32 protein-coding genes are annotated in these 22,428 nt (G+C 42.2%); 26 read left to right on the top strand and 6 right to left on the bottom strand.

Annotated features, from left to right (window positions below; all coding sequences use genetic code 11):
- Positions 1–661: 661 nt before the first annotated feature.
- Positions 662–892, bottom strand: a complete 231-nt coding sequence (locus tag NLX67_RS17550) for a hypothetical protein (RefSeq protein WP_046179009.1) — start codon at positions 890–892, stop codon at positions 662–664.
- Positions 893–1,040: 148 nt separating this feature from the next.
- Between NLX67_RS17550 and NLX67_RS17545 the strand changes: the two genes are divergently transcribed.
- The 7 genes from NLX67_RS17545 to NLX67_RS17515 all read left to right on the top strand — a co-directional run bounded on the left by NLX67_RS17545 (position 1,041) and on the right by NLX67_RS17515 (position 4,117).
- Positions 1,041–1,286, top strand: coding sequence for a spore coat associated protein CotJA (locus NLX67_RS17545; protein WP_046179008.1), 246 nt, complete (start codon positions 1,041–1,043; stop codon positions 1,284–1,286).
- Complete coding sequence (locus NLX67_RS17540; protein WP_046179007.1) at positions 1,279–1,542, top strand: spore coat protein CotJB; 264 nt, start codon at positions 1,279–1,281, stop codon at positions 1,540–1,542. The genes NLX67_RS17545 and NLX67_RS17540 overlap by 8 nt, the downstream gene beginning before the upstream one ends.
- Before the next feature lie 24 nt (positions 1,543–1,566).
- Entirely contained in the window at positions 1,567–2,136 is a 570-nt protein-coding gene (locus NLX67_RS17535; protein WP_254312765.1) for a manganese catalase family protein, read from the top strand.
- Between the two features lie 158 nt (positions 2,137–2,294).
- Positions 2,295–2,885, top strand: a complete 591-nt coding sequence (locus tag NLX67_RS17530) for a YiiX/YebB-like N1pC/P60 family cysteine hydrolase (protein ID WP_254312764.1) — start codon at positions 2,295–2,297, stop codon at positions 2,883–2,885.
- A gap of 268 nt (positions 2,886–3,153) precedes the next feature.
- Positions 3,154–3,408 carry a hypothetical protein gene (locus tag NLX67_RS17525; RefSeq protein WP_046179004.1) on the top strand — a complete coding sequence of 85 codons (255 nt, stop codon included), beginning with the start codon at positions 3,154–3,156 and terminating at the stop codon, positions 3,406–3,408.
- Between the two features lie 52 nt (positions 3,409–3,460).
- Complete coding sequence (locus tag NLX67_RS17520) at positions 3,461–3,661, top strand: hypothetical protein (RefSeq protein ID WP_046179003.1); 201 nt, start codon at positions 3,461–3,463, stop codon at positions 3,659–3,661.
- A 171-nt stretch (positions 3,662–3,832) separates the two neighbouring features.
- Positions 3,833–4,117 carry a hypothetical protein gene (locus tag NLX67_RS17515; protein WP_046179002.1) on the top strand — a complete coding sequence of 95 codons (285 nt, stop codon included), beginning with the start codon at positions 3,833–3,835 and terminating at the stop codon, positions 4,115–4,117.
- Here NLX67_RS17515 and NLX67_RS17510 read toward each other — a convergent pair.
- Positions 4,104–5,573 (bottom strand): recombinase family protein, encoded by a 1,470-nt coding sequence (locus NLX67_RS17510; protein WP_254312763.1) that lies wholly within the window; start codon positions 5,571–5,573, stop codon positions 4,104–4,106. The genes NLX67_RS17515 and NLX67_RS17510 overlap by 14 nt on opposite strands.
- A 343-nt stretch (positions 5,574–5,916) precedes the next feature.
- On the opposite strand from NLX67_RS17510, the gene NLX67_RS17505 reads away from it, so the two are divergent.
- The 8 genes from NLX67_RS17505 (at position 5,917) to NLX67_RS17470 (ending at position 9,842) form a co-directional block, all read left to right on the top strand.
- Positions 5,917–6,075, top strand: a complete 159-nt coding sequence (locus NLX67_RS17505; protein ID WP_156153969.1) for a hypothetical protein — start codon at positions 5,917–5,919, stop codon at positions 6,073–6,075.
- Between the two features lie 51 nt (positions 6,076–6,126).
- Entirely contained in the window at positions 6,127–6,348 is a 222-nt protein-coding gene (locus NLX67_RS17500; RefSeq protein WP_254312762.1) for a hypothetical protein, read from the top strand.
- 105 nt (positions 6,349–6,453) lie between these two features.
- Positions 6,454–6,624 carry a hypothetical protein gene (locus NLX67_RS17495; protein WP_254312761.1) on the top strand — a complete coding sequence of 57 codons (171 nt, stop codon included), beginning with the start codon at positions 6,454–6,456 and terminating at the stop codon, positions 6,622–6,624.
- Between the two features lie 566 nt (positions 6,625–7,190).
- A complete protein-coding gene (locus tag NLX67_RS17490; protein ID WP_046178999.1) occupies positions 7,191–7,373 on the top strand; it encodes a hypothetical protein in 183 nt (60 codons plus the stop codon).
- Positions 7,374–7,494: 121 nt separating this feature from the next.
- Positions 7,495–7,755, top strand: coding sequence for a hypothetical protein (locus tag NLX67_RS17485; protein WP_254312760.1), 261 nt, complete (start codon positions 7,495–7,497; stop codon positions 7,753–7,755).
- Positions 7,756–8,144: 389 nt separating this feature from the next.
- Positions 8,145–8,438, top strand: coding sequence for a Dabb family protein (locus NLX67_RS17480; RefSeq protein WP_046178997.1), 294 nt, complete (start codon positions 8,145–8,147; stop codon positions 8,436–8,438).
- A 72-nt stretch (positions 8,439–8,510) separates the two neighbouring features.
- Positions 8,511–9,275 (top strand): STAS domain-containing protein, encoded by a 765-nt coding sequence (locus NLX67_RS17475; RefSeq protein ID WP_254312759.1) that lies wholly within the window; start codon positions 8,511–8,513, stop codon positions 9,273–9,275.
- Between the two features lie 87 nt (positions 9,276–9,362).
- Complete coding sequence (locus NLX67_RS17470; protein WP_254312758.1) at positions 9,363–9,842, top strand: CSC1 family protein; 480 nt, start codon at positions 9,363–9,365, stop codon at positions 9,840–9,842.
- A gap of 59 nt (positions 9,843–9,901) precedes the next feature.
- On the opposite strand, the gene NLX67_RS17465 is transcribed toward NLX67_RS17470, so the two are convergent.
- Positions 9,902–10,237, bottom strand: a complete 336-nt coding sequence (locus NLX67_RS17465) for an SH3 domain-containing protein (protein ID WP_254312757.1) — start codon at positions 10,235–10,237, stop codon at positions 9,902–9,904.
- Between the two features lie 93 nt (positions 10,238–10,330).
- Here NLX67_RS17465 and NLX67_RS17460 point away from each other — a divergent pair, with 93 nt between their 5' ends.
- From NLX67_RS17460 to NLX67_RS17440, 5 genes are all read left to right on the top strand, one after another.
- On the top strand, positions 10,331–11,524 hold the full coding sequence (locus tag NLX67_RS17460) for a DNA polymerase IV (RefSeq protein WP_254312756.1): 1,194 nt from the start codon (positions 10,331–10,333) through the stop codon (positions 11,522–11,524).
- Complete coding sequence (locus tag NLX67_RS17455) at positions 11,521–12,840, top strand: D-serine ammonia-lyase (protein WP_254312755.1); 1,320 nt, start codon at positions 11,521–11,523, stop codon at positions 12,838–12,840. Before NLX67_RS17460 ends, NLX67_RS17455 begins: the two co-directional genes overlap by 4 nt.
- Positions 12,841–12,983: 143 nt before the next feature.
- Positions 12,984–14,000, top strand: a complete 1,017-nt coding sequence (locus NLX67_RS17450) for an ABC transporter ATP-binding protein (protein ID WP_046178992.1) — start codon at positions 12,984–12,986, stop codon at positions 13,998–14,000.
- The gene (locus NLX67_RS17445; RefSeq protein WP_254312754.1) at positions 13,993–14,784 is read left to right on the top strand and encodes an ABC transporter permease; all 792 of its coding nucleotides are present in this window, start codon (positions 13,993–13,995) and stop codon (positions 14,782–14,784) included. Before NLX67_RS17450 ends, NLX67_RS17445 begins: the two co-directional genes overlap by 8 nt.
- A 3-nt stretch (positions 14,785–14,787) precedes the next feature.
- Positions 14,788–15,573: an ABC transporter permease gene (locus NLX67_RS17440; RefSeq protein WP_046178990.1), complete on the top strand. Its 786-nt coding sequence runs from the start codon at positions 14,788–14,790 to the stop codon at positions 15,571–15,573.
- Between the two features lie 40 nt (positions 15,574–15,613).
- On the opposite strand, the gene NLX67_RS17435 is transcribed toward NLX67_RS17440, so the two are convergent.
- Positions 15,614–16,375, bottom strand: coding sequence for an SDR family NAD(P)-dependent oxidoreductase (locus tag NLX67_RS17435; protein WP_046178989.1), 762 nt, complete (start codon positions 16,373–16,375; stop codon positions 15,614–15,616).
- Positions 16,376–16,711: 336 nt separating this feature from the next.
- Positions 16,712–17,329: a transcriptional repressor LexA gene (gene lexA / locus NLX67_RS17430; protein ID WP_046178988.1), complete on the bottom strand. Its 618-nt coding sequence runs from the start codon at positions 17,327–17,329 to the stop codon at positions 16,712–16,714.
- A 156-nt stretch (positions 17,330–17,485) separates the two neighbouring features.
- Here lexA and yneA point away from each other — a divergent pair, with 156 nt between their 5' ends.
- The 6 genes from yneA (at position 17,486) to NLX67_RS17400 (ending at position 21,904) form a co-directional block, all read left to right on the top strand.
- Positions 17,486–17,797: a cell division suppressor protein YneA gene (gene yneA / locus NLX67_RS17425; RefSeq protein WP_052728331.1), complete on the top strand. Its 312-nt coding sequence runs from the start codon at positions 17,486–17,488 to the stop codon at positions 17,795–17,797.
- Positions 17,798–17,803: 6 nt separating this feature from the next.
- Positions 17,804–18,460, top strand: coding sequence for a YneB family resolvase-like protein (locus tag NLX67_RS17420; protein WP_046178987.1), 657 nt, complete (start codon positions 17,804–17,806; stop codon positions 18,458–18,460).
- A gap of 73 nt (positions 18,461–18,533) precedes the next feature.
- Positions 18,534–18,767: a DUF896 domain-containing protein gene (locus NLX67_RS17415; protein WP_046178986.1), complete on the top strand. Its 234-nt coding sequence runs from the start codon at positions 18,534–18,536 to the stop codon at positions 18,765–18,767.
- Between the two features lie 119 nt (positions 18,768–18,886).
- Positions 18,887–20,890, top strand: a complete 2,004-nt coding sequence (gene tkt / locus NLX67_RS17410) for a transketolase (RefSeq protein ID WP_046178985.1) — start codon at positions 18,887–18,889, stop codon at positions 20,888–20,890.
- A gap of 133 nt (positions 20,891–21,023) precedes the next feature.
- Positions 21,024–21,239 (top strand): YneF family protein, encoded by a 216-nt coding sequence (locus NLX67_RS17405; RefSeq protein ID WP_046178984.1) that lies wholly within the window; start codon positions 21,024–21,026, stop codon positions 21,237–21,239.
- Between the two features lie 461 nt (positions 21,240–21,700).
- Positions 21,701–21,904, top strand: coding sequence for a hypothetical protein (locus NLX67_RS17400; protein ID WP_254312753.1), 204 nt, complete (start codon positions 21,701–21,703; stop codon positions 21,902–21,904).
- A gap of 395 nt (positions 21,905–22,299) precedes the next feature.
- Here NLX67_RS17400 and NLX67_RS17395 read toward each other — a convergent pair.
- A partial coding sequence (locus NLX67_RS17395) for a VLRF1 family aeRF1-type release factor (RefSeq protein WP_256519971.1) occupies positions 22,300–22,428 on the bottom strand: 129 nt, incomplete at its 5' end.

The following is a 22,428-nucleotide window of genomic DNA, read 5'->3' as shown; positions in this document are numbered from 1 at the left end:
AGAATCGATGTCTCATTTTTAGAATAACAGAAGCGGCAGTAACTGATAACTAAAGAGTAGCCTGCCTAAAAAAACAACTTCATCACTATTTTTCACCTTTGCTTTTGTGTGAGAGCCGTTTTGGCTTGATGCTTTTGACAGGAGCCGAAATGGCGGCGGGCGCACGGCTTCGCGTTCCCTTAGGCAGGCGCTGAGCTCGTTTCCGCCGCGGCTCCACCGATCTCATCGGGCCCGCGTCCCACTGGAGTCTGCGCCGCACACCCACCGCCTCTGCTTTTTGACGAGTAAGGGATAAAGAAGAAAAGGGGAGGGCTGGCAGGCTTCAATTTAAAACGAAACGATGCCCCATTTAAAGAGCAAAGCGCACTGCCCGTGGAACGCGAAGTCCGGCCAGCTTCACCTATCGGCCCCTGTTCAAAAACCTCCACAAGACCGACTCATGCTTGCGCACATAAGGGATTGTTGAGCAGGATGGATTCCAAAACAAATCGGTGATCATCCTTGCACCTATACGAAACACACCAGCCTAAACAGTCACTGTTTTCTAAAGTAAGAATCTTTGTTCAATTTATATAGTTTATGATTTTTAAAAAAATGAGTAGAGAGCGTATTGAAAAAACGCCCGATCATTATGGTGACGGGCGTTTATATCATTCATTTTTTAACGGTTCGATGTATCGCTTTTTCTTTTATGCGCATGTTCGATTTGTTTGCTGATAGGTGAATGTTTAATGACGGTTTGTGCTTGTTCTGGCGTCATTCCGCGGACTTTCTGCAGCCAGTTGGCCATGTGCTGCTTTTCATCTTCAAATTCATCAAGCTCAAGCTGTCTCGTTTTTTCTTCTGTAGAAATTAAGTAATCTTCGTAAAGACGCTGATAGTCAATATTCATCTAGAATCGCTCCTTTTTGTATGTTGTACCCTTAAAACAAAAAAAGAAAAACTGTTTTTCTCTATTTTCAGGCAGCGGTTCTTCCTATTCATATTGGGCAATGATAGACATACATATATACAATGGACAACTGATAGGAGGAGAAATTGTGAAAAGCCAGCAGCCTTTTACGAGTGCAAAATCATATGTTCCGCCTCATAGCCCTTTTGATCCGTGTCCGCCGATCGGACGCAAGTATTACAGCACCCCCCCCAATTTATATTTAGGCTTTCAGCCGTCGGATCTTCCGCAATTTTCTCCTGCTGATGCATTGAGAAAAGGAACGCTTTGGAAAGTTTTTTATGATTATTATGATAATCCATACCGGAAAGGAGCGGGAAAGTCCCGTGACTAAACCTCTTCCTAAAGAATACTACAAACAGCTAGAAGAAATTCAGACAGCCGATTTTGTTGTAATGGAATTAATGCTTTATTTAGATACACACCCGACAGACCAGCAGGCAATTGGTCAATATAACCAATTTTCCCAATACAGCAAACAGCTGAAACGGGCGTTTGAATCTCAATTTGGCCCTTTGCAGCAAGGCAGTTTGAATCCTTCGCAAACCGATTGGGCCTGGAGCGAGTCCCCGTGGCCTTGGCAAGTCTAAAAAAGTGGAAAAGGTGGAAACGGAATGTGGACGTATGAGAAAAAACTGCAGTACCCGGTAAAAGTCAGTACGTGCAATCCGACATTGGCGAAATATTTAATGGAGCAGTATGGTGGGGCGGACGGGGAACTGGCGGCCGCGCTTCGCTATATGAATCAGCGCTACACCATTCCTGGTAAAGTAATTGGACTTCTTAATGATATAGCGACGGAAGAGTTTGCCCATTTGGAAATGATTGCAACGATGATTTATAAGCTGACAAAAGATGCAACGCCGCAGCAGCTCCGTGACGCGGGCTTGGCTGAGCATTATGTCAGCCATGACAGTGCCCTTTTTTACAACAATGCAGCAGGTGTGCCGTTCACCGCTGCCTATATTCAGGCAAAAGGGGATCCGATTGCTGATTTATATGAGGATATCGCGGCAGAAGAAAAAGCGCGAGCGACATATCAATGGATTATCGACATGTCCGACGATCCGGATTTAAATGACTCACTTCGCTTTTTAAGAGAACGAGAAGTTGTTCATTCCCAGCGCTTTCGGGAAGCAGTTGAGATTTTAAAAGGCGAGCGGGATCAGAAAAAAGTATTTTAATCAAGAAAAGCCAGAGCGCTTGAGCAGCTCTGGCTTTTCTTGTGGGAAAAAATGCTTCTTGGACAAATCGGCAAAAAAGTGAAGGTTTGTTCATAACAACTTAGAAAATAAAGCATATCGTATAAATGACGGGGATTATTTTCAAAGGAGGCTGGGCAGTGAGGACACAAAAGTTTCAAGGAATCATCCAGGTTCCTTATGAACAAGCCGTAAAAAGTATTCAAACCGGAGATCTTTTGTTTTGCAGCGGGACGTATTTAATCAGTGAATTTATCAAAAAAGAATCTGATTCTTTTATCAGCCACGTCGCTTTTTTATTTGAATGGCACGGCCGGATTCTCGTATTTGAAAGCGTAGAGAATACCGGCGTGCGCATTATCCCGCTCTTGCATTATGTGACGAACTATGAAAATACGGGAAAGAAGTACAAAGGAGCGCTTTACGCAGCGCGTCATGAAACATTAATTGACTCTTCTTTTGACCGGTCTATTTTACAAAATATGATTGGAAAAGCCATTGACTCTCTTAACCAAAATTATGATCTAGTAGAATTAATTCGGATTTTAACCAGAATTAAGCTCGGAATCGGCCGGCATAAAGAAAACGAAGAGTATATTTGTTCAGAATTTGTCGACCAATGTTTTGGGCAAATAGGGATCCGGTTTCCGCGAACTGAAGCAGGATTTATCTATCCGGAACATATCGCGGCAGACCCACACGTTTATCCGATGTTTGAAATCGTACCATGATGCTCAGTCGAAAGCAAGAAAGCAACGGTTAACACACTTGCTCCATAAACAAAGAAATACAAAAAATCACGCTGCCTCGTTTTGAACATAAGAAATCCACTCCTTTTTGAAAATAAATAAACATCAATAGTATAAGCCGTTTCAGAAAGGATATTCCTTTTTAATACATTATGTGCAAAATTCAAATATTTTTTTTAAAAAAAGGCATACAATAAAACAAAAACGGGAAAAGAATGATACTGAAAATGAAAAAAGGAAGTGACCAGTCATGCAAGTAGAAAAGCGGGCATTACACATATTAAATACGATGAAAAACGGTATGAAACCAGAGCAGGGGGACACAGATCTTGAATTATTCGGGGAAGCACTTCATTTTCTCGATTCCAATAACCTAGCCACAGGAATTACCGTAAAGCGGTCCGGAGAAGGGAAAGAAATTGTTGGCTATTTGATTGAAGATGAATGTTCAGTCACTGTATCCGGCTATGAATTTCTCGAAAAAAACGCAGGACAAGAAGAATAAACAAATAAGCAGGTGGAATACTCCTTCTACAAATAAAAGGGGAGGCAATTGAATGAAAAAAGTATTAGTGGAACTATTATTTGATGAAACAGCCCATCCTACTATCGAATCTACTGTTATAAACGCATTAAAGGATCTTGGAATTCAACTGAAAATAATGCCGGTGGATGAAAAAGTAAATGAAAATCAACATTTTCAAGTTCGTCCAGATCATCTTTCTGCCGGTGCAGGTGGAATGTCTTCTCCGGAATAAAAAAAGGTGTTGTCTCCAGTCAGGTAAACTTGACGGAAACAGCACCTTTTTTATGCGGAAAGTACGTAAAGTATTTAAATCGAAAATTTAAAATCAATGCTAAAAACAAGCGCATTCATGTGACCGCATGCATCTAATATTAATAGCAGTGGCGGCGAGGAGGGGGGACACATGCTTAAACCTGGTGACTGGGTTATTATTGCGAATGGGCAAGAACAGATTATCGGATTTATCCGCGATTTTTCCAGGCTGCGGAATGAAGTGTATATAGTACAGGTATCTACGTATTTGGACAAACGGATAACAGCCATGAAACCGGCGCTTGAGGTTGTTGAAAGCAAAAACATTATGGCAGTTGGCTTAACCCTTGCGAAAGAAGATTGGGATGCAATGATTGATCTCCCTATCCTAGGTAAAAGCATATATGCCCTTGGCATTCCCGCTATTTCGCACTAACGAGCCAAAAATGCTTGGATGTCCCTGGTCCATAAGAAGATCCCACCTTAGCATCAATTACAATTTCTGAAAAGATAGACGTGATTAACTGCTTGCGTTCTTCGTCCTCGGCAATATCCCAAACGGACTTAAAATGATAAATCAGATTTTCTAATTCTTGCGGGGAGAGCTCGGTCGCATTTTTCAGCTCGGATTGTTTATTCAATTCAGCAGTCGAATTTTCCTCTTGTGTTTTCAAAACCGAGAGCTGATTATTTAATTCTTCAATATCGATAAGATCGTTGATGAACATTAATTTATATTTATCGATTGCTTTTCTTATTTTATCAAGTTTTTTAGCGGCATCCTTTGCACTTTCATCTAAATCAACAATTTGCTTTGCCTGCGGCTTTGAAAACCAGCTTTTGGTCAAATCATCAAATACGCGTATCAACTCTTCCGCTAATCTGCGTTCCTGTATTTGAGGCATGGTGCAGCCTTTCGTCCTCACTTTGTTCGAACAGCGGTAATATTTTGTCTTCGTTATTTCCCCGTTTTTTTCTTTATATTTATAAGCGGTCCCGGTCATATAAGCTCCGCACTTGCCACAACGCAGAACAGAGGTAAAGTAATACTTGCCGGTTAATGATTTTCCGTATTGCTGTTTTCGGTTATCAAGGATCTTCTGTATGTCCCAAAATTCTTCTTCTGTAACAATAGGATCAATGAGATCACTCTTAAATGTCCGCTGCTCTTCTAAAGACTGATATGTTTTTCCACTGCCGTCATTATAGCGGAAAATCCCGATATAAACAGGATTTCTCAGAATATAATGCACCGCAAAACCACTCCAATTAAAGCCTTTTTTTGTGCGATAACCTTCCTTGGTTAATATGCTGGCTATCTTCTCCATGCCTTTTGTTTTCCCCATCTTGAATATTTTTTTGATAATATCTGCTTCATTTTTGATTACACGAAAAGACTCTCCATCAAACGCATAACCATAAGGAATGATGCCGCCCATCCATTCGCCTAAACTCGCTTTCTTCAGCATACCGAATTTAACACGTTCAGCAAGGTTTTCACGCTCCCATTGTGCCAGTGCGGCTACAAGGGTAATGAATAAGCGCCCGATTGCTGTTGTCGTATCATAAACCTCTGTCGCTGACTTGAATTTTACGTCATGCTGATCGAAAATTTTAAGCAGCTCGTATAGATCAAGGACCGAGCGCGTGAGACGATCGAGCCGATAAACTAGGACCACTTCAAATAAACCAACTTTTAAATCTGTCAGCATTCGTTGCAATTGATCCCGTTTTAAATCCTTCGCTGACCGGCCCTCATCTCGGTAGACCTTTACGATTTTCCAGTCCTGGGACATCGCGTAGGCGCGCAGCCTTTCTTCCTGGGCAGCAAGGGAATACCCATGCTGCGCCTGTTCTTCCGTTGATACTCGTATATAAAGAGCGACTTTCATTCGTTTCACCTCATTAGCAAGCAGTCCTTAACTCATAGTAGTATTCAATGCATCCTGATATACAACTTCTTTGTCATTACATTCTTATTCAAATTTGGATCATATAAGCTGACAAAATTCCGAACACCAATTGCTGTAGCGGAAAATGCAAATGTTAAATCTAAAGAAGTCAGCTAAGGAAGAATTTCATTGAGAAAGTCACTCGAACCAATCAGAATAACTCCCGAAAAAGCGGAGAACTTGAAAATCATTTTGGAAAGAATTTTATCCAGCCATATCGGAATAAAGGGAGGCATAGTATTAAGCCAGCCCACAAATTTCAACTACGAGAGGCGGTCATTTAGTGAAAAAGCCTATTCTCAAGCCGATTGACTTCACGCCGGAAAAAGCAGAACAAGTAAAGGCCGTGATTGAAGAAATTCTGTCCCGTTATACCGGCACAAAAGTTGTGATCACCAGCTACGAGATAGCGCCGCGCAAACAGAAGGATGAATTTGCTTAACCTTTCTTCATACACTAGAAGACAAATTTCCTTTTAAAGAAGTGGAGTGATGTGTACGATCAGATCTGGTCAGAAGAATTTGACTGGTGCAAACCGCCGGACGAGGTCAGCAAATCAGAAAAAGACAGGGTGAAAGATTTAACAGTTGAGCTAAACAAGCTGGAGAGGGCTGCAGCAAACTTCCATCGGCATTTATATGAAGCATATCTGGTGAATCCAAAGCAGGTTAGGGGTGAAACGCTGAGCAGGGCAAAAGACAAAGGATGGTTATGAGTATGGATAAAAAGGATACCCCAAGGAAGCGCCGCCGGCCATACGCCATTATCGTCAAGCGGCTTAGCCAGCAAGGAATAAACGCGAAAGTGGTGAAGAAGCGTCATGTTTTGGGTGCTTAATGCAGCGCAAACAATCATTTTAACGATTATGGGAATGTTTCTTTGGTATCACGTCAATCCGTTATGTGAGCAATACCGTGCAAAGCGGATTTTATGGCTGCAGAGTGAAGTTGACGAAATTTTTCTGGATCGTGGGCAATTAATTTTAATTTAAAATTCCGGCTTATTTACCGAAAGTGAAACAAACAGCTCAGCCAAAGCGCACGGTCAATTCAAACCGGAATCTCAGCAAGGCGCAATATATGTGGTTTATGGAGAAGCGCGTGAGTGATGGGTATATTCTTGAGGGGTATCAGGATTTGACGCCGGAAAGACTTGAGGCGTGGGGGTTTGCATGAAAAAACAGCCAGAGGGGGCTCTGACTGCACTGTGTTAATGGGAATATAGCTTGGAAGGCTGGGACTGCCTTACCACCAACAGTATGACCTGGTTCAGAAAGTTTTATACAAACAAAATAAAAAAAGCCGAGGAGATCCCCGGCATAAAAAGGTTGATATAGGAGTGGAAGGATGGGTTCCTTACACCTCCAGCATGCCCATTTCGAAAGAAAATATACAAAAAAGCCGAGAAAAAGCCCCCGACCGTTAAAATAGTACTCGCAATTCTATTTTAACAGAAATGAATGATACTTTGCCCTAATAATCATATCACTTAAATGGGGGCGAGAGAGGCAGGAAATTATCTCCTTTTGTCGAATATAAGATACATGGAGATGATGTAGTGAAAATTAAAGTGAGTTATTACCCTTTGGACTCTAATGGGATGCCAGAAGGCCGGCAGAAATATGAACAGGTGGAAATAAACCCGGACTCAGATAGCGGTGTAAGTATGCTGGTTAAAGAAGAATTAAGCAAGAAATTGAATGTGAGTAAGGATAAATTAAAAGTTATAAGTATGACTTAGAAGACATACAAAAAGGCTGATCTCAATCGGTCTTTTTCTTTTTTTTGAAAAATAAGTTTAAAAAACAAGGATAAAGTTAATTAATTATACTAAACGCTGTCAATAGGTAAGGAGAATCGATATGAGCGATTTTGCAGAAACACCAAAACCACCACCGGAAACTCCAACGAAATCACCGGCAGAAACACCAATAGAGCCGCCAGCAGAAGCGCCAGCAAAATCACCGGCAGAAACACCAATAGAGCCGCCAGCAGAAGCGCCAGCAAAATCACCGGCAGAAACACCAATAGAGCCGCCAGCAGAAGCGCCAGCAAAATCACCGGCAGAAACACCAATAAAGCCGCCTGCAGAAGTACCAGCAAAGGATAAGCCAAATAAATAACTACTTTAATCTGAGTCTTTTAAGTCCCCTATCTGTTATTGATGGCGGGATTCTTTTGTTGAGTCAAATTACTCAATCAACTTATTTTTTGTATTTTTTCTTCCTTTCGTGAATCAATCAGTAAAGAAAAACACCAATCATAAACAAAACCGCTGCTAAAGCTCCATATCCAAATAACACTTCTGAATTTTTCATTTTCACACATCACGATTATATTTCGAAAAACAATGCCTGCTTTTCAATATTATAGCACTTGCCATTATGACGAATGATGAACAATGGTTTCGTCAATTATCGAAAAGAAAACCGGGGTAAAGGAACAAATGTTTACCGCCGGTTGTAAAAATGATATATTCACATTATATTGATTTATGAAAAGAGGACATAACATGATTGATCATATCGTACTTGTTAAATTTGCGGAGACGACGACTGTCGAACAGCTTGAGGAAGTGACTGCACGGTTTAAAGCGCTTGAGCAGCACCTTGATGGTGTGATTGACATTCAAGCAGGCATTAATTTCTCAGAAAAAAATCAAGGCTATCAAGTGGTGCTGACAACGCGCTTTGAAAACAAAGCAGCACTTGAGGCCTATGGACCGCATCCCGAACATCAAGCAGTGGCAGCTTTTATCCGTGAAGTGGGCCGGCTCGACAGCATCGTCGTTGATATCGAAATTTAACCGATTAGGACTCCTTGAGCGATCACGGAGTCTTTTTTAATAATGATCATACTATAGATAAGGGGGAGACATATGAGTGCTTTAGGCTACATTCCTGAGCAATTGTCCGCAATACATGTACTGGATAGTGTGGGGGATAACATTTTGATTGCGGATACGACGTATAACATTCAATGGATGAATGCGAATGCCGCAAATTTGTTGACCGTCATTGCGCCATTGTACGGCTTAACGAGTGTTGATGACATAATCGGCATGAATATGGATCAGTTCCACGCATCGCCAAAACGGCAGCAAGCAGTAATGAAGTCACTTCAAGACAGCCACCGGACGCGTATTACAATTAAAGACCGGATTGTGACAGACATAGTTGTGACGCCGATGAAAAATGAACACGGCCATATAAACGGCTATATTGTCATGTTGACGGATGTCACAACAAAAGCGGAAGAAGAAGCGGAAAAAGAAAAACTTATTCATGCCCTCTCCGTTCCAATTATTCACATTTGGGAAAAGACCATCTCTTTGCCGTTAATTGGCGAATTTGACACGGAACGCGCAGACCGGATGATTATCTCAGTTCTGGAAGAATGTACACAGCATCGTATTCAGTATGTGCTGCTGGATTTAAGTGGTCTGTTCATAGCGGATGACGCGATTCATCACCATATTCAAAAATTGACTGACTGTCTCCGGTTAATTGGAGCGGAATGCATTATCACGGGCATTAAACCAAAATTGGCACAGACGGTTGGCCGGCTTGAACACCATATTCAGACGTTTCAAACGGCTTACGCAGGACTTCAATATATTATTCAAAATAAAAAGAGACATTAAAATTATTTCATTTTGATGTCCGGCGTTTTAATACAGATAGATGAGGTAAACTCCTTACGAATATGATTTTAAAAAGGAGTTTTCAGCATGTTTAATTTAAGCGATATGGGTACATTCATGTGGGCGTTTTTTATAACTCTTCCGTTGACGCTGCTCATTCATACAGGTGGACATGCATTCTTTGCGTATTTGTTCGGCAGTAAAACATCGTTAATTATTGGCCGGGGCGGCAAGCTGTTTCAATTGAAAAACATTGAAATCCGCAAACTTTATTTCATTGATTCTGCCTGCCGATACGATCAGCTGAGACGTGAACGCCGGTGGAAGCATGCGCTTATTTACGCAGGCGGTTCTATCTTTAATATTTTATCCATTTTGATTGTCAATGGCTTTATTCACGCTGGTATTCTTCCGGTACATATGTTTTTTTATCAGTTTGTTTACTTTTCGGTCTATCTTGTGTTTTTTGCGCTCCTTCCGGTGGAATATGGAGAAGAAAACCCGAGTGACGGGAAAGCGATTTATGACGTCTTGAAGTTTGGGAAAGTATATAAAGAATTTGATTGAGAAAAGACCCCATGGCGGAGGCCATGGGGTTAATCGTGCTTACTTTTTGTCCAGTTTTGTTAATTCAGAGACCGTCTTGCCGTTCTTTGCGCTTTTGATGAATCCATTTTATAACTATAAAAACGTAAATACTTCGTGGCGACAAACGTTTTTTTGCTATTATACCGAATTTCAGACCAGCCGCTTTTTGTTTGGGAATAAACAGTAACTTGCGAATTGTTTTGTAAAGAACCGACAACTTTATAATTTATTCCGGGACCGCTTCTGACATGTAATGTACCGCTTGACAGACTGACATACCCTGTTTTCGTTTTATCGGTATTGCCTGATTGGCTAAATACCGATAAAACGAGAAACGATGTTAAAATAAACATAACGATTTTTTTAACATTCACAGTAAATCTTCCCTGCATTCAATGGGAAAATTATACCTTTTTCATAACTTTTGCATAGAAACGATGACAACTTTTTCCTTGGGAGGTGAAAACATGGAAGGTTTTTATCCGAAAAATGGACGCGTTATTCTCCATATTGATGCAAATGCGTTTTTTGCCAGCGTGGAAATGGCGGAAAATCCGGCGCTGAAAAACAAGCCGGTGATCATCGCAGGAAACCCGGAAGAACGAAAAGGCATCGTAGTGGCCGCCAATTATTTGTGCAAAGATAAAGGGATATATACAACGATGGCGCTCGGGGAAGCGTTAAAGCTCGTACCGGAAGCGGTCGTGATCAAGCCGAATCATGCAATCTATAAAGAATACTCGAAAATGATTTTTGCATATTTAGCAGAGGTTTCTCCTTTGATTGAATATGCGTCTATTGATGAAGCGTATCTCGATATTACAGAGTGTGCGCACCTTGGGTCTCCAATCGACATTGCGATGAAGATTCAGCAAGAAACAGTAAAACGATTTGACATCCCTATTTCCATCGGAATTGCTCCAAATAAATTTTTGGCAAAAATGGCGAGCGACATGCAAAAACCGCTCGGACTCACTGTGTTAAGAAAGCGGGATGTGGAGCGTGTACTTTGGAATAAGCCGGTATTAGACGCGCATGGAATTGGCGAAAAAACAGCTGCGAAATTGCAAGCGCATGGAATTTTGACAATGGGAGATCTGGCGAAAGCAGACGTGAAAAAAGTTCAATCCATTATGGGCGTGCGAGGTGTCCGGATGCGTGACCGAGTAAACGGCATCGATGACCGTCCTGTTGATCCGGAGGCAAATACGTCTTATAAAAGCATCGGCAACTCGGCTACTTTTCCGAAAAATATCATCGAACCGGCTTCTATTCGTGTTAAGCTGCGTATGTTGTCTCGTGCGGTCAGTGAACGAATGAAACAGAAAAAAGCGGTCTCACGGACGATTCAAGTGATGATTCGCTACGATGATTTTAAAACCATTACAAGGAGCCAGACGTTACAGCGAGATATTCAAGAAGAAGCAGATCTTTTTGCTGCGGCCGAAACGCTTTTTTTCAAACACTGGAATGGCGAACCGGTCAGGCTCCTTGGCATAACAGCGCAAAATGCTGTTGATAAACGGATGCAGACGACCCAAATGGACTTATTTTCATTTCAAGAAGAAGCAGCAGACAAGCTGGAGCCGCTTTTCACAACTGTCGAAGCATTAAAGCGGAAATTTGGCGACAGTATTATAAAAAAGGGATGGATGGAATGAGAAACGGACTGGATTTTTCTTTTGATGAATCAATTGTATCCATGATCGAAAAACTGCAACAAAGAAAAAATGTGCTTTGGATCAACCACAATCGTCAGAATCAAGTTTCATCTTTATTTTCAATCCGAGAGGTACAGGAAGCAGAAAACCGGCTAGAGCGATTTGCGCCATATCTCGAATCCGCTTTTTCGAAGCTAGAGGCAGCGAATGGCATCATCGAGTCGTCGATTATCCGAATCCCTCGAATGAAAATGTGGCTTGAAAAAGCGTCTGCTCAACCGATCCAAGGCGAATTATGGTTGAAAGAGGATCATAATCTGCCTGTATCCGGATCGATTAAAGCGCGTGGCGGCATTTACGAAGTGTTAACATACGCTGAACGGCTTGCGTTAGAAGACGGTCTGATTACTGAAAAAGATAATTATCATGCTTTTGCTGATCAAGCATTCAAAAAGCTATTTTCATCCCACCGGATTATTGTCGGTTCGACTGGAAATCTAGGTCTCAGTATTGGCATTATGGGCGCCAAAATGGGGTTCAATGTGACCGTTCATATGTCTGCGGACGCGAAAGAATGGAAAAAAGCACTGCTTCGTGAAAAAGGCGCCATCGTTGTTGAACATAAAGCAGACTATGAGAAAGCGGTCGCGCAAGGAAGAGAAGAAGCAAAGCAGGACCCGAACGCGTACTTTGTCGATGATGAGCATTCGCATACTTTATTTTTAGGCTATGCGGTGGCAGGACTTCGATTGAAAAAGCAATTTGATGACGCTGGTGTTGTAGTGGATGAAGACCATCCGCTTTATGTATATTTGCCTTGTGGCATTGGCGGCGGACCTGGCGGCGTTGCATTTGGCCTTCAGCTCGTTTTCGGGCCGCATGTCCATTGTTTTTTTGCGGAACCTGCAGAAAGCCCATGCATGCTGCTTGGTCTTGCCACTGGTCTTCATGACCAAATTGCAGTTCAGGATATCGGCTTAACGAATCAAACAGAAGCGGACGGTCTCGCTGTGGGCCGCCCGTCTGGATTTGTCGGGAAACTTGTTGAACCGTTTTTAGCCGGCAGCTATACGGTACACGATGACCAGTTGTTCGCTATGCTTAGTGGTCTTGTGGAATCGGAAAACATAAAGCTTGAACCGTCTGCTCTCGCTGGCATGATTGGATCGACGCTGCTTGCCGGCCAGAAAAAAGTGAAAGGCCAGCCGGTTCATCTCGTTTGGGCTACGGGAGGAAGCATGGTGCCGGATGACATTATGGAGCAGTATATAAAAAAAGGCCGCAATACTCCGATGATGTGTTTCACTATGAATTAGATAGGCTGGAACTAACTATTTTCTTTATAAGGGATGCTTTTGTTTGAGAAAAAACGATCATGCCCATTCAAGAAAAATAATTTGTGTCTACACACACTCTCCGGTAAACTATTGAAGGTGAAAACAAAGAGGAGACGTGTACTGTGGAAAACATGATTGAAGTAAAAGAGCTGCGAAAAGAGTTTAAATCACATTCAAGCCGTTCGGGACTGAAGGGTGCGTTTCGTGATTTGTTAACGCGTAATTATAAAGTGGTTCCCGCGGTAAATGACATTTCATTTTCGGTAAAAAGAGGTGAAATGGTTGGATATATTGGGGAAAATGGGGCTGGAAAGTCAACGAGCATTAAGATGCTTACGGGTATTTTGACGCCAACATCCGGAACTGTTCGCGTAAATGGGATGGACCCGCATAAAGAACGTGAGCAATTTGTCCGCTCGATCGGTGTTGTATTTGGCCAGCGGTCCCAGCTTTGGTGGGATATCGCTGTTCAAGAATCGTTTCGCCTGTTGAAAAAAGTTTATAACGTGCCTGATGACGTTTACAATGTGCATATGAACCATGTGATTGAATCGCTTGATATTGGACCGCTGCTCGATAAGCCGGTTCGTAAGCTGTCGCTTGGCCAGCGTATGCGATGTGAACTCGCGGCTGCACTGCTGCACAATCCGCCGCTTTTATTTTTAGATGAGCCCACAATTGGGCTGGATGTTCTTGTAAAGCTGAAAATTCGAGAATTTTTAAAAGAAATGAATGCAAAATATAATACAACGGTGCTGCTCACGACGCACGATTTAAGTGACATTGAAGCGCTTTGTGAGCGCGTTGTCATGCTCGATGAAGGAAAGATTATTTATGATGGGCAGCTTAGCAGCCTGCGGTCGAATTGGGGAGAAGGCAAGCAAATTGAATTCCAGTTTGCGGATACAGCCGTGACAAAACACTCCCTGCAGCCGCTCTTAGCAGAGCTGGACGCCGCTTGGACACCAGGCAACCGTCAAAACGTCTGGATTGCAAACGTGCTCAATGAAGAACATGTCATTTCAGAAGTCATTGGACGCGTAGTTGCTGCGCACAAAATTACCGATTTGAAAGTACATGAGATATCAATTGAAGACATAATCCGTAATATTTATGAAGAGGGCATTACAAATGGGTAAGTATATCGAAATGATCCGGATCCGCTTTTTAATGATGCTCGCGTATCGGACCAATTATTATAGCGGCATTTTAATTTACAGCATTAACATTGGCGCTTATTATTTTCTTTGGAATGCGATTTATGGAGACAAAGGATCGATTGAAGGAATGAGCGCACTGCAAATGACTTCTTATATTTCCATTGCCTGGATGGCGCGGGCGTTTTATTTTAATAATATCGACCGGGAAATTGCGCAGGAAATTAAAGAAGGAAAAGTAGCGATCGAGTTCATTCGTCCGTATAATTACTTACTGATGAAGACGATGCAGGGGCTCGGTGAAGGCATTTTCCGCTTGTCTTTCTTCTCTGTTCCGGGGATGGTCGTTGTGATGCTCATTTTTCCGATTGCTTTTTCAACCAATCCGGCAACGTGGCTGCTTTTTGCCCTTGCGCTTGTATTTAGTTTTTTAATTAACATGCAAATCAATTTGCTTACGGGAATTTTAACCTTTTTCTTCTATAACAATATGGGACTAATTCGGGCGAAACGAGTCGTCATTGATTTGTTTTCTGGTCTGTTGCTGCCCATCAGTTTTTTTCCCGGCTGGGCACAGCAGATTATGGATTTTTTACCGTTTCAAGGAATCAGCTACGTGCCGAGTATGATTTTCACGGAAAGTTTCAGCGGATCTGAAGTCATAAATGCGGTGCTGTTTCAAGTTGTCTGGGTGCTCATTTTGATCCTCCCGATTCAAATTCTATGGCTGATCGCCAGAAAACAGCTTGTTGTGCAGGGGGGGTAAAACATGAAATATGTACAGCTATTTTTTCAATATGCGGCGCAATATATGAAGACACGCCTCACGTACCGGACCGATATGGTTGTAGAGATTTTTTCGGATTTAATGTCGCAAGCCGTTAATTTTGTTTTTATTTTGCTTGTATTCGGACATACGACAATGATCAGCGGATGGTCACGGGAAGAAATTATTTTTATTTACGGCTTTTTCCTCGTGCCGTTCGCTATATTCGGCGCATTTTTTAACATTTGGGACTTTAATGACCGGTACATCGTCAAAGGGGAAATGGATCGGATTTTAACCCGGCCGATTCACAGCCTTTTTCAAATTGTGCTTGAACGGATGGAGCTTGAATCACTTTTTGGCGTGATTACCGGCATCGCGGTCATGTTATATGCGGGGAGCCTTCTTGATTTAAGTATGGCTTGGTATGATCCATTTATCTTTGTGCTTCTTGTGCTGGGCGGTACACTCGTGTATGCATCCATTTTTGTGTTAATTGCTAGCATCAGTTTTTGGTCGGACAGCCCGACAAGTATTATGCCAATGATGTATAATATCGGAAACTACGGCCGCTATCCAGTTAATATTTATAACAATGTTATTCGTTTTGTGCTTACATGGATTTTGCCGTTTGCGTTCGTCGGTGTTTATCCGGCTGCGTATTTTTTAGGCCGTGAAGACTGGTATACATATGCTTTTTTAACACCAGTTGTCGGTCTTGTCTTTTTTACATTCTCCATTTTTATGTGGAACGTAGGCGTCACAAAATATCGCGGTGCAGGCAATTAAACAATGAAAAGCCAGTCCAAATGGGCTGGCTTTTTTGATGTTACGGTCGAGTGAACGATTTAACAACTTTTGCGGTTGTGCTGCGCGGCAGCAGTTTTGCAGCGAAAGCACCTGCTTTGTTTTTACTGCCAGTGATCACGACACGTTTTCCTTGTAATAGTCCATTGACTGCTTCTTCGGCAACCTGTTCAGCCGGCATCGCTTGGCTGAACATTTTCGTCTCTTCAACACTGGCAACCGTTCCAAAGTTCGTCTTTGTCGCTCCCGGGCACAAAGCAGTCACAGTTATGTTGGTATGCGTCAATTCTTCCGCGAGTGCTTCAGAAAGCGACAGAACGAACGCTTTAGTTGCGAAATAAACAGCCATCATCGGACCAGGCTGAAAAGCGGCTGTGCTTGCGACGTTTAAAATCCGGCCGGAATTTCGCTTGAGCATGCCCGGCAAAAAGAGATGAGTCAATTCTGTCAACGCTATCATATTCAGCTGCATCATCTCTGTTTGCTTTTCAAGGCTTAGGTCAGCGAATGAACCGAGCAGCCCGAAACCGGCATTGTTGATCAAAACATCCACTTGAATCCCAACCCGGTCAAGTTCTTCAGCCACTTCTTTTGCAGCTCCAGGTTTACTTAAATCTTTCGTAATTAGTTTCATTTCTGTATTTGGGTATGAATCCGCAAACGCTTCTAGTTTGTCCCTGCTGCGCGCGATGATCACGAGATTATATTCGGCTTTTGCAAAAATTTTTGCAAATTCAAGGCCCAGCCCGCTTGAAGCTCCTGTAATTAAAGCGGTTTTATTCATTTTTTCTCAGCTCCTTGTTTTGACTACTATAACAATAAAAGAAGTAATGAAATTTTGCAAAAAAGAATGGCGTTCGCAATCGTATTGTCATAAATGAAAATAAGGTTGACAATCGATAAAAAAAAGCGTAATATAAATTATGCGATGAGCTCGTTTGCGTAAGACGGACAGGCATTCCTTTTATGAGGAACATGTTGTGGAACATGGTTTGGACGCCGCAAATTTCGAGAAACACCTTGCCTGTGGGCAAGGTGTTTTTATATGTCAAAAAAATCCCCTAAATTTTTAGGGGATTTTTTTCATGCAGCACGTGTGTGTTACATAAGATAGACAAGCTTAATGAACTTCACGGTACACACCAATGACTTTTCCTAAAATCGTCACGTTTGGAAGCAAGATCGGCTCCATCGAAGAGTTTTCGGGCTGAAGACGAATATGGTCCGCCTCTTTATAAAATCTTTTTACCGTTGCTTCATCGTCTTCTGTCATCGCAACAACAATATCTCCATTTTTCGCTGTTTGCTGTTGTCTGACAACAACGTAATCACCGTTTAAAATGCCTGCTTCACGCATGCTTTCTCCAACAATTTCAAGCATAAAAACTTGCTCATCCGGTGGAGCAAGACGCTCGGGAAGAGGGAAGTATTCTTCCACATTTTCGATCGCTGTAATGGGAATACCAGCTGTGACTTTTCCGATGACCGGCACATTGACAGGATGCTGTTTCGGTACGGAACTGTCCGTATCTAAAATCTCAATGGCACGCGGTTTCGTAGGATCCCGGCGGATGTAGTTTTTCGCTTCAAGGCGGGCAAGGTGGCCATGGACCGTTGAACTTGATGCAAGTCCGACTGCTTCACCAATTTCCCGAACAGATGGCGGATAGCCTTTTCGGCGAACCTCATCTTTGATGAAATCAAGAATGTCCTGTTGACGTTTTGATAATTTAGTCACTTTTTCTACACCTCTCTTATTTAATATTTACGTACAGTATAACATGTGTTCTGAAATTTAACAAACATAAGTTCGAGTTTCCTCTTGACTGAAACAATCGTTCGCCTTACAATGAAATTATAGCACGAACGAGTATTCGAGGAAAGGGTGTTCTTAGTGGAGAAAGCAAAAAATTATTCTTTTATGTTATTATTAGCGGTAATGATGGCATCAGCGGCTTTATATTTTAGTTTTTCCGGTTCAGACGAAACAGCTTATCAGGCCATAAAAGTAGCAAAAGGCGATTCGCTTTGGAGTTTAGCTGAGGATTATCAAGAACTACATAAAATGAATCAGATTGAATTTATTAAATGGGTACAAGATGAAAACAATTTAATTACAACTAAAATAGTGCCGGGGGAGGAACTGACCATTCCAGTACCTGCTGTAACATCTGACAGCAGTCTTCAATTGGCAGACGGGGAATGATACTGAATGAAAAAAGCGGTTATTTACTGCCGTGTCAGCACGGAAAAAGAAGCGCAGGAATCGTCGCTTGAACGCCAGGAAGAAGAACTCCTCGCTCTTTCTAATTTGAAGGGATTTGAGCCGGTGCGTGTAATCAGGGACCGGGCCAGCGGTTATGAGTTGAATCGTCCCGGAATGCTCGAATTGCTCGATCTTATTAAACAAGAAGATATTGAAGCTGTTTTGATTCAAGACGAAACCCGGATTGGACGCGGAAACGCTAAGATTGCACTTATTCATTGTTTATTCAAAGAAGGCGTTTCGGTTTTTAGTATAGCGGATGATGGAGAGATGCAGCTGTCTGAATCCGATTCGATGGTTTTGCAAATTGTCAGTATGGTAGAAGAATACCAGCGAAAAATCCATAATTTAAAAATTAAACGGGGCATGAAACGAGCCGTAGAAAAAGGCTACCGTCCAGAGAAAAATTTAAAAAACAGAGGCAATGAAAATGGCCGGGTCCGGAAAGAAGTGCCAACTATGGAAATCGTTCGACTTCGTGAAAATGGTCTTACATATGAAGAAATAGCTGCAACGCTCCATGGATTTGGTTATGACATTTCACGCGCAACCGTTCACCGGCGTTACATGGAATATATTGAAAATGAATCCGGCAATATGTAAGCTTTTTTCTTGTCAGACTCCGTTCATTTCTGTACGATAGCGATAACTGAGTATGAGAAAGGAGCAGCAAAAAATGTTATCATCTGAAAAGATTGCACGTATAAACGAGTTGGCAAAAAAATCAAAAAAATCATCATTGACAGACGAAGAGTTGAAAGAGCAGGCGGCACTTCGCCAAGAGTATTTGACGGTCTTCCGCACTTCTATGCGGGATACGGTCGAACATGTTCGTGTCTTTGACCCGAACGGCGAAGAGGTGACACCGAAAAAAGTGCGCGACATCCAGAAACGCAGAAAAATGAATTGAGCCAGAACGGAGGCAGTGAAAGCTGTCTCTTTTTTCATATTGTTCTGTATTTTTGTTGTATATTCCGTCAAAGACCTTTAATATAAAGTGGTAAATCCCCTTTTGAAAGGATGAATCTCATGTTTGATAAAACAGATCAACTTGCGGTCACAACAATCCGCACGCTATCCATCGATGCAATTGAAAAAGCAAACTCCGGCCATCCGGGTTTGCCAATGGGTGCTGCTCCTATGGCGTATGCGCTCTGGACAAAAGTAATGAATCACAATCCGAAAAATCCACAATGGTTTAACCGGGATCGATTCGTACTTTCAGCAGGTCACGGTTCCATGCTTTTATACAGCTTGCTGCACCTTGCCGGCTATGGTCTTTCGCTTGATGAAATCAAAAATTTCCGTCAGTGGGGAAGTAAAACACCGGGTCATCCGGAGTATAAGCACACAGACGGTGTTGAAGCGACGACTGGTCCTCTTGGACAAGGAATTGCAATGGCTGTCGGTATGGCAATGGCTGAGCGCCATTTGGCATCTGTATACAACAAAGATGGACATGAAGTTATCGGTCACCATACATACGCGCTTTGCGGCGATGGTGATTTAATGGAAGGTGTCGCATCAGAAGCGGCTTCATTTGCAGCTCATTTGAAATTAAGCCGTTTAGTTGTTCTTTATGATTCCAACGATATTTCCTTAGATGGCGAACTTGATAAGTCATTTTCTGAAAGTGTAGAAGGCCGCTTTAAAGCATATGGCTGGAACTACATTCGTGTGGAAGATGGAAACGATCTCGACGAAGTATTAAACGCGCTTGAAAAAGCAAAACAAAACGATGACGCTCCAACGATTGTTGAAGTAAAAACAGTCATCGGCTACGGCTCACCAAACAAATCCGGTAAATCCGCTTCTCACGGTGCACCGCTTGGTGAAGACGAAATGAAATTAACGAAAGAATATTACAAATGGACATTTGACAAGGACTTCCACGTGCCAGATGACGTATACAGTCGTTTTGAAGAAGAAGCGGTCAATCGCGGTGCCGAAGCGCAAGCTGAGTGGGACAAATTATTTGCTTCTTACAAAGAAAGTTATCCCGAGCTTGCCGGACAGCTCCAAAAAGCTATCAACGGCGAATTGCCGGATGACTGGGAATCGGCTCTTCCTGTTTATGAAGAAGGAACATCAAACGCGACACGTAATACGTCTGGTGAAGCACTAAACGCGATTGCTAAAGCAGTTCCAACATTCCTTGGCGGCTCAGCGGATTTAGCCGGCTCTAACAAAACATCCATTAAAAATACAGCTGATTTTATGCCAGGCAGCTATGAAGGCCGCAACATCTGGTTTGGTGTCCGCGAATTTGCGATGGGTGCAGCGATGAATGGAATGGCGCTTCACGGAGGACTTCAAGTGTTTGGCGGCACGTTCTTCGTTTTCTCGGACTACTTGCGTCCGGCAATTCGTTTAGCTGCGTTGATGGGGCTTCCAGTTACGTACGTCTTTACACACGACAGTATTGCTGTTGGTGAAGATGGACCGACACATGAGCCGGTTGAACAGCTTTCCGCGTTCCGCGGTATGCCAAACTTGTCTGTTATTCGTCCAGCAGACGGAAACGAAACAGCGGCAGCCTGGAAATTGGCACTCACAAGCAAATCAACGCCAACAGCTCTTGTGTTGACGCGTCAAAACTTGGCGGTTCTTCCAGGCTCAAAAGAACAGGCGCATGAGGGTGTTGAAAAAGGTGCTTATACGGTTGTAAAAGCTGAAAAAACACCTGATGTTCTTCTTCTTGCAACAGGTTCAGAAGTGGGATTGGCTGTTGAAGCACAAAAAGTTCTTCAAGGCGAAGGCATCCATGCGAATGTTGTCAGCATTCCGTCATTTGATCGTTTTGATCAGCAGGATGCAGCTTACAAAGAATCTGTTATTCCGAAGTCTGTGAAAAAACGTCTCGGAATCGAAGTCGGTTCTTCATTCGGCTGGCATAAATATACAGGCGATGAAGGTGACATTTTGGCGATTGATCAATTTGGCGCCTCAGCACCTGGGGATATTGTTATGAAAGAGTATGGCTTTACTGTTGAAAATGTTGTATCGCGTGTAAAAGTATTGTTAGAAAAATAAAATGTTTTCAGTCCGGAGCCTCGGTTCCGGATTTTTTTACGCCATCATTCCGCAAAAATTTACAGGCTCTTATTGTATAATCGTGAATGGTTTAGTACACTTTGAATAGATAACTTGAAGGAGGAACACGTTTATGTTTTGGTATGTGCTTACGGCTGTCCTGGCACTCGCTGCCGGCATCGCTATCGGTTTTTTCATCGCACGCCGTTACATGATGGATTACTTGAAAAAGAATCCGCCAATTAACGAGCAAATGCTGCGTATGATGATGATGCAAATGGGAATGAAACCATCGCAGAAGAAAATTAATCAAATGATGGCACAAATGAATAAACAGCAGGATAAATAAGTCCTTGCTGTATAAGGGTTTAAAGCGATTTTTCCCTATTCATTTATTCAAGCAGAAGGGTGAAAGGTTAATCTTTCCTCACTGTTTTTGCATTTATTTGATTTATTTTCCTTGTAAATAACGATAACCACCTTTTCTTGTGAAAGATTAACCAAGGAAGGTGGTTTTTTTGTGGAATTAGAAGATGTAATTGCTGAGTACGTCTATTACTGTTTGTAAAAAGGATTCACTCAAAAGACGCTGATTAACAAGAACCATGAACTCAAGAACCTTAAACTTTATTTGAAAGAGAAGCGGAGAATTTCGCAGTTCGAGGGTATTTACTTGGATGATTTGAGATCGTATATCCACTATAAGAAACAGTCGGGGGCTGCAACCGCTGAATATTGTGTCGATGTTTAAGGTTATTTCAGCGTTTTTTAATTGGTGTGTCTAATGAGGGGTATTGGAAAGAATACTTAATGAAGAAAGGTGAAACGCCTAAAGTATCGAAAAAAGTGCTGAAAGGCTTCAACGCAGACGATATATACAGCATTACAAGACCTATCAAAGAAGCCCGAAATAAGGCAATCATCGCCATGCTGGTGGATTGTGGGCTTAGAGCGATGGAGTTATGTCCATTGACCATTGAAAGTGTGGGGGAAACCTCCATTCTTGTTCAATGATTATCATCATTTGTCAAAAAGGTAAATAATGCAATCAAACAACCTCCCAAAAAAGAAGTTGTTTGGGAGGTTACGTTTTTATTCAGTTTATTCTAATCCTGCTTCTTCTGAATTAATTCTTGCGAGGACAGACCGATCCTGATTTTCAAGATCTTTGGCAATCGATGATAGCAAGCGGCAACAGCCTAGCTGATGGCCTCGGAATTTTAGTAGTACGGCGATCTCGAAACGGAAAATTCCGTCTGATTATAGAGCCATTTTAGCATGGCACGTCATATCTCGCTTACCGTTTCATTTCTTTTGAGGGAGGCGCTGCAACGATTTAATACCAGACAATTTCACGTTTTCTTTGATAAGGAGTATTTTTCAAAGTTAAGACGAACATAAAAGCATTTTTATTTTTCTAAAACTTGATTTATCACTTCACTCGGTTTGCTGTTATTTAGATTTTTGTAAATGCAGCTTGCCGGTTTTTCTCGTAAGGTTTCAGCAAAAGCGATTGCCAATTCGGTTTCTCCCGCTAC

The sequence above is a fragment of the Domibacillus sp. A3M-37 genome, assembly GCF_024213455.1.
Taxonomy (GTDB): Bacteria; Bacillota; Bacilli; order Bacillales; family Domibacillaceae; genus Domibacillus; species Domibacillus tundrae.
This window is presented reverse-complemented; position numbering and strand designations above follow the sequence as displayed.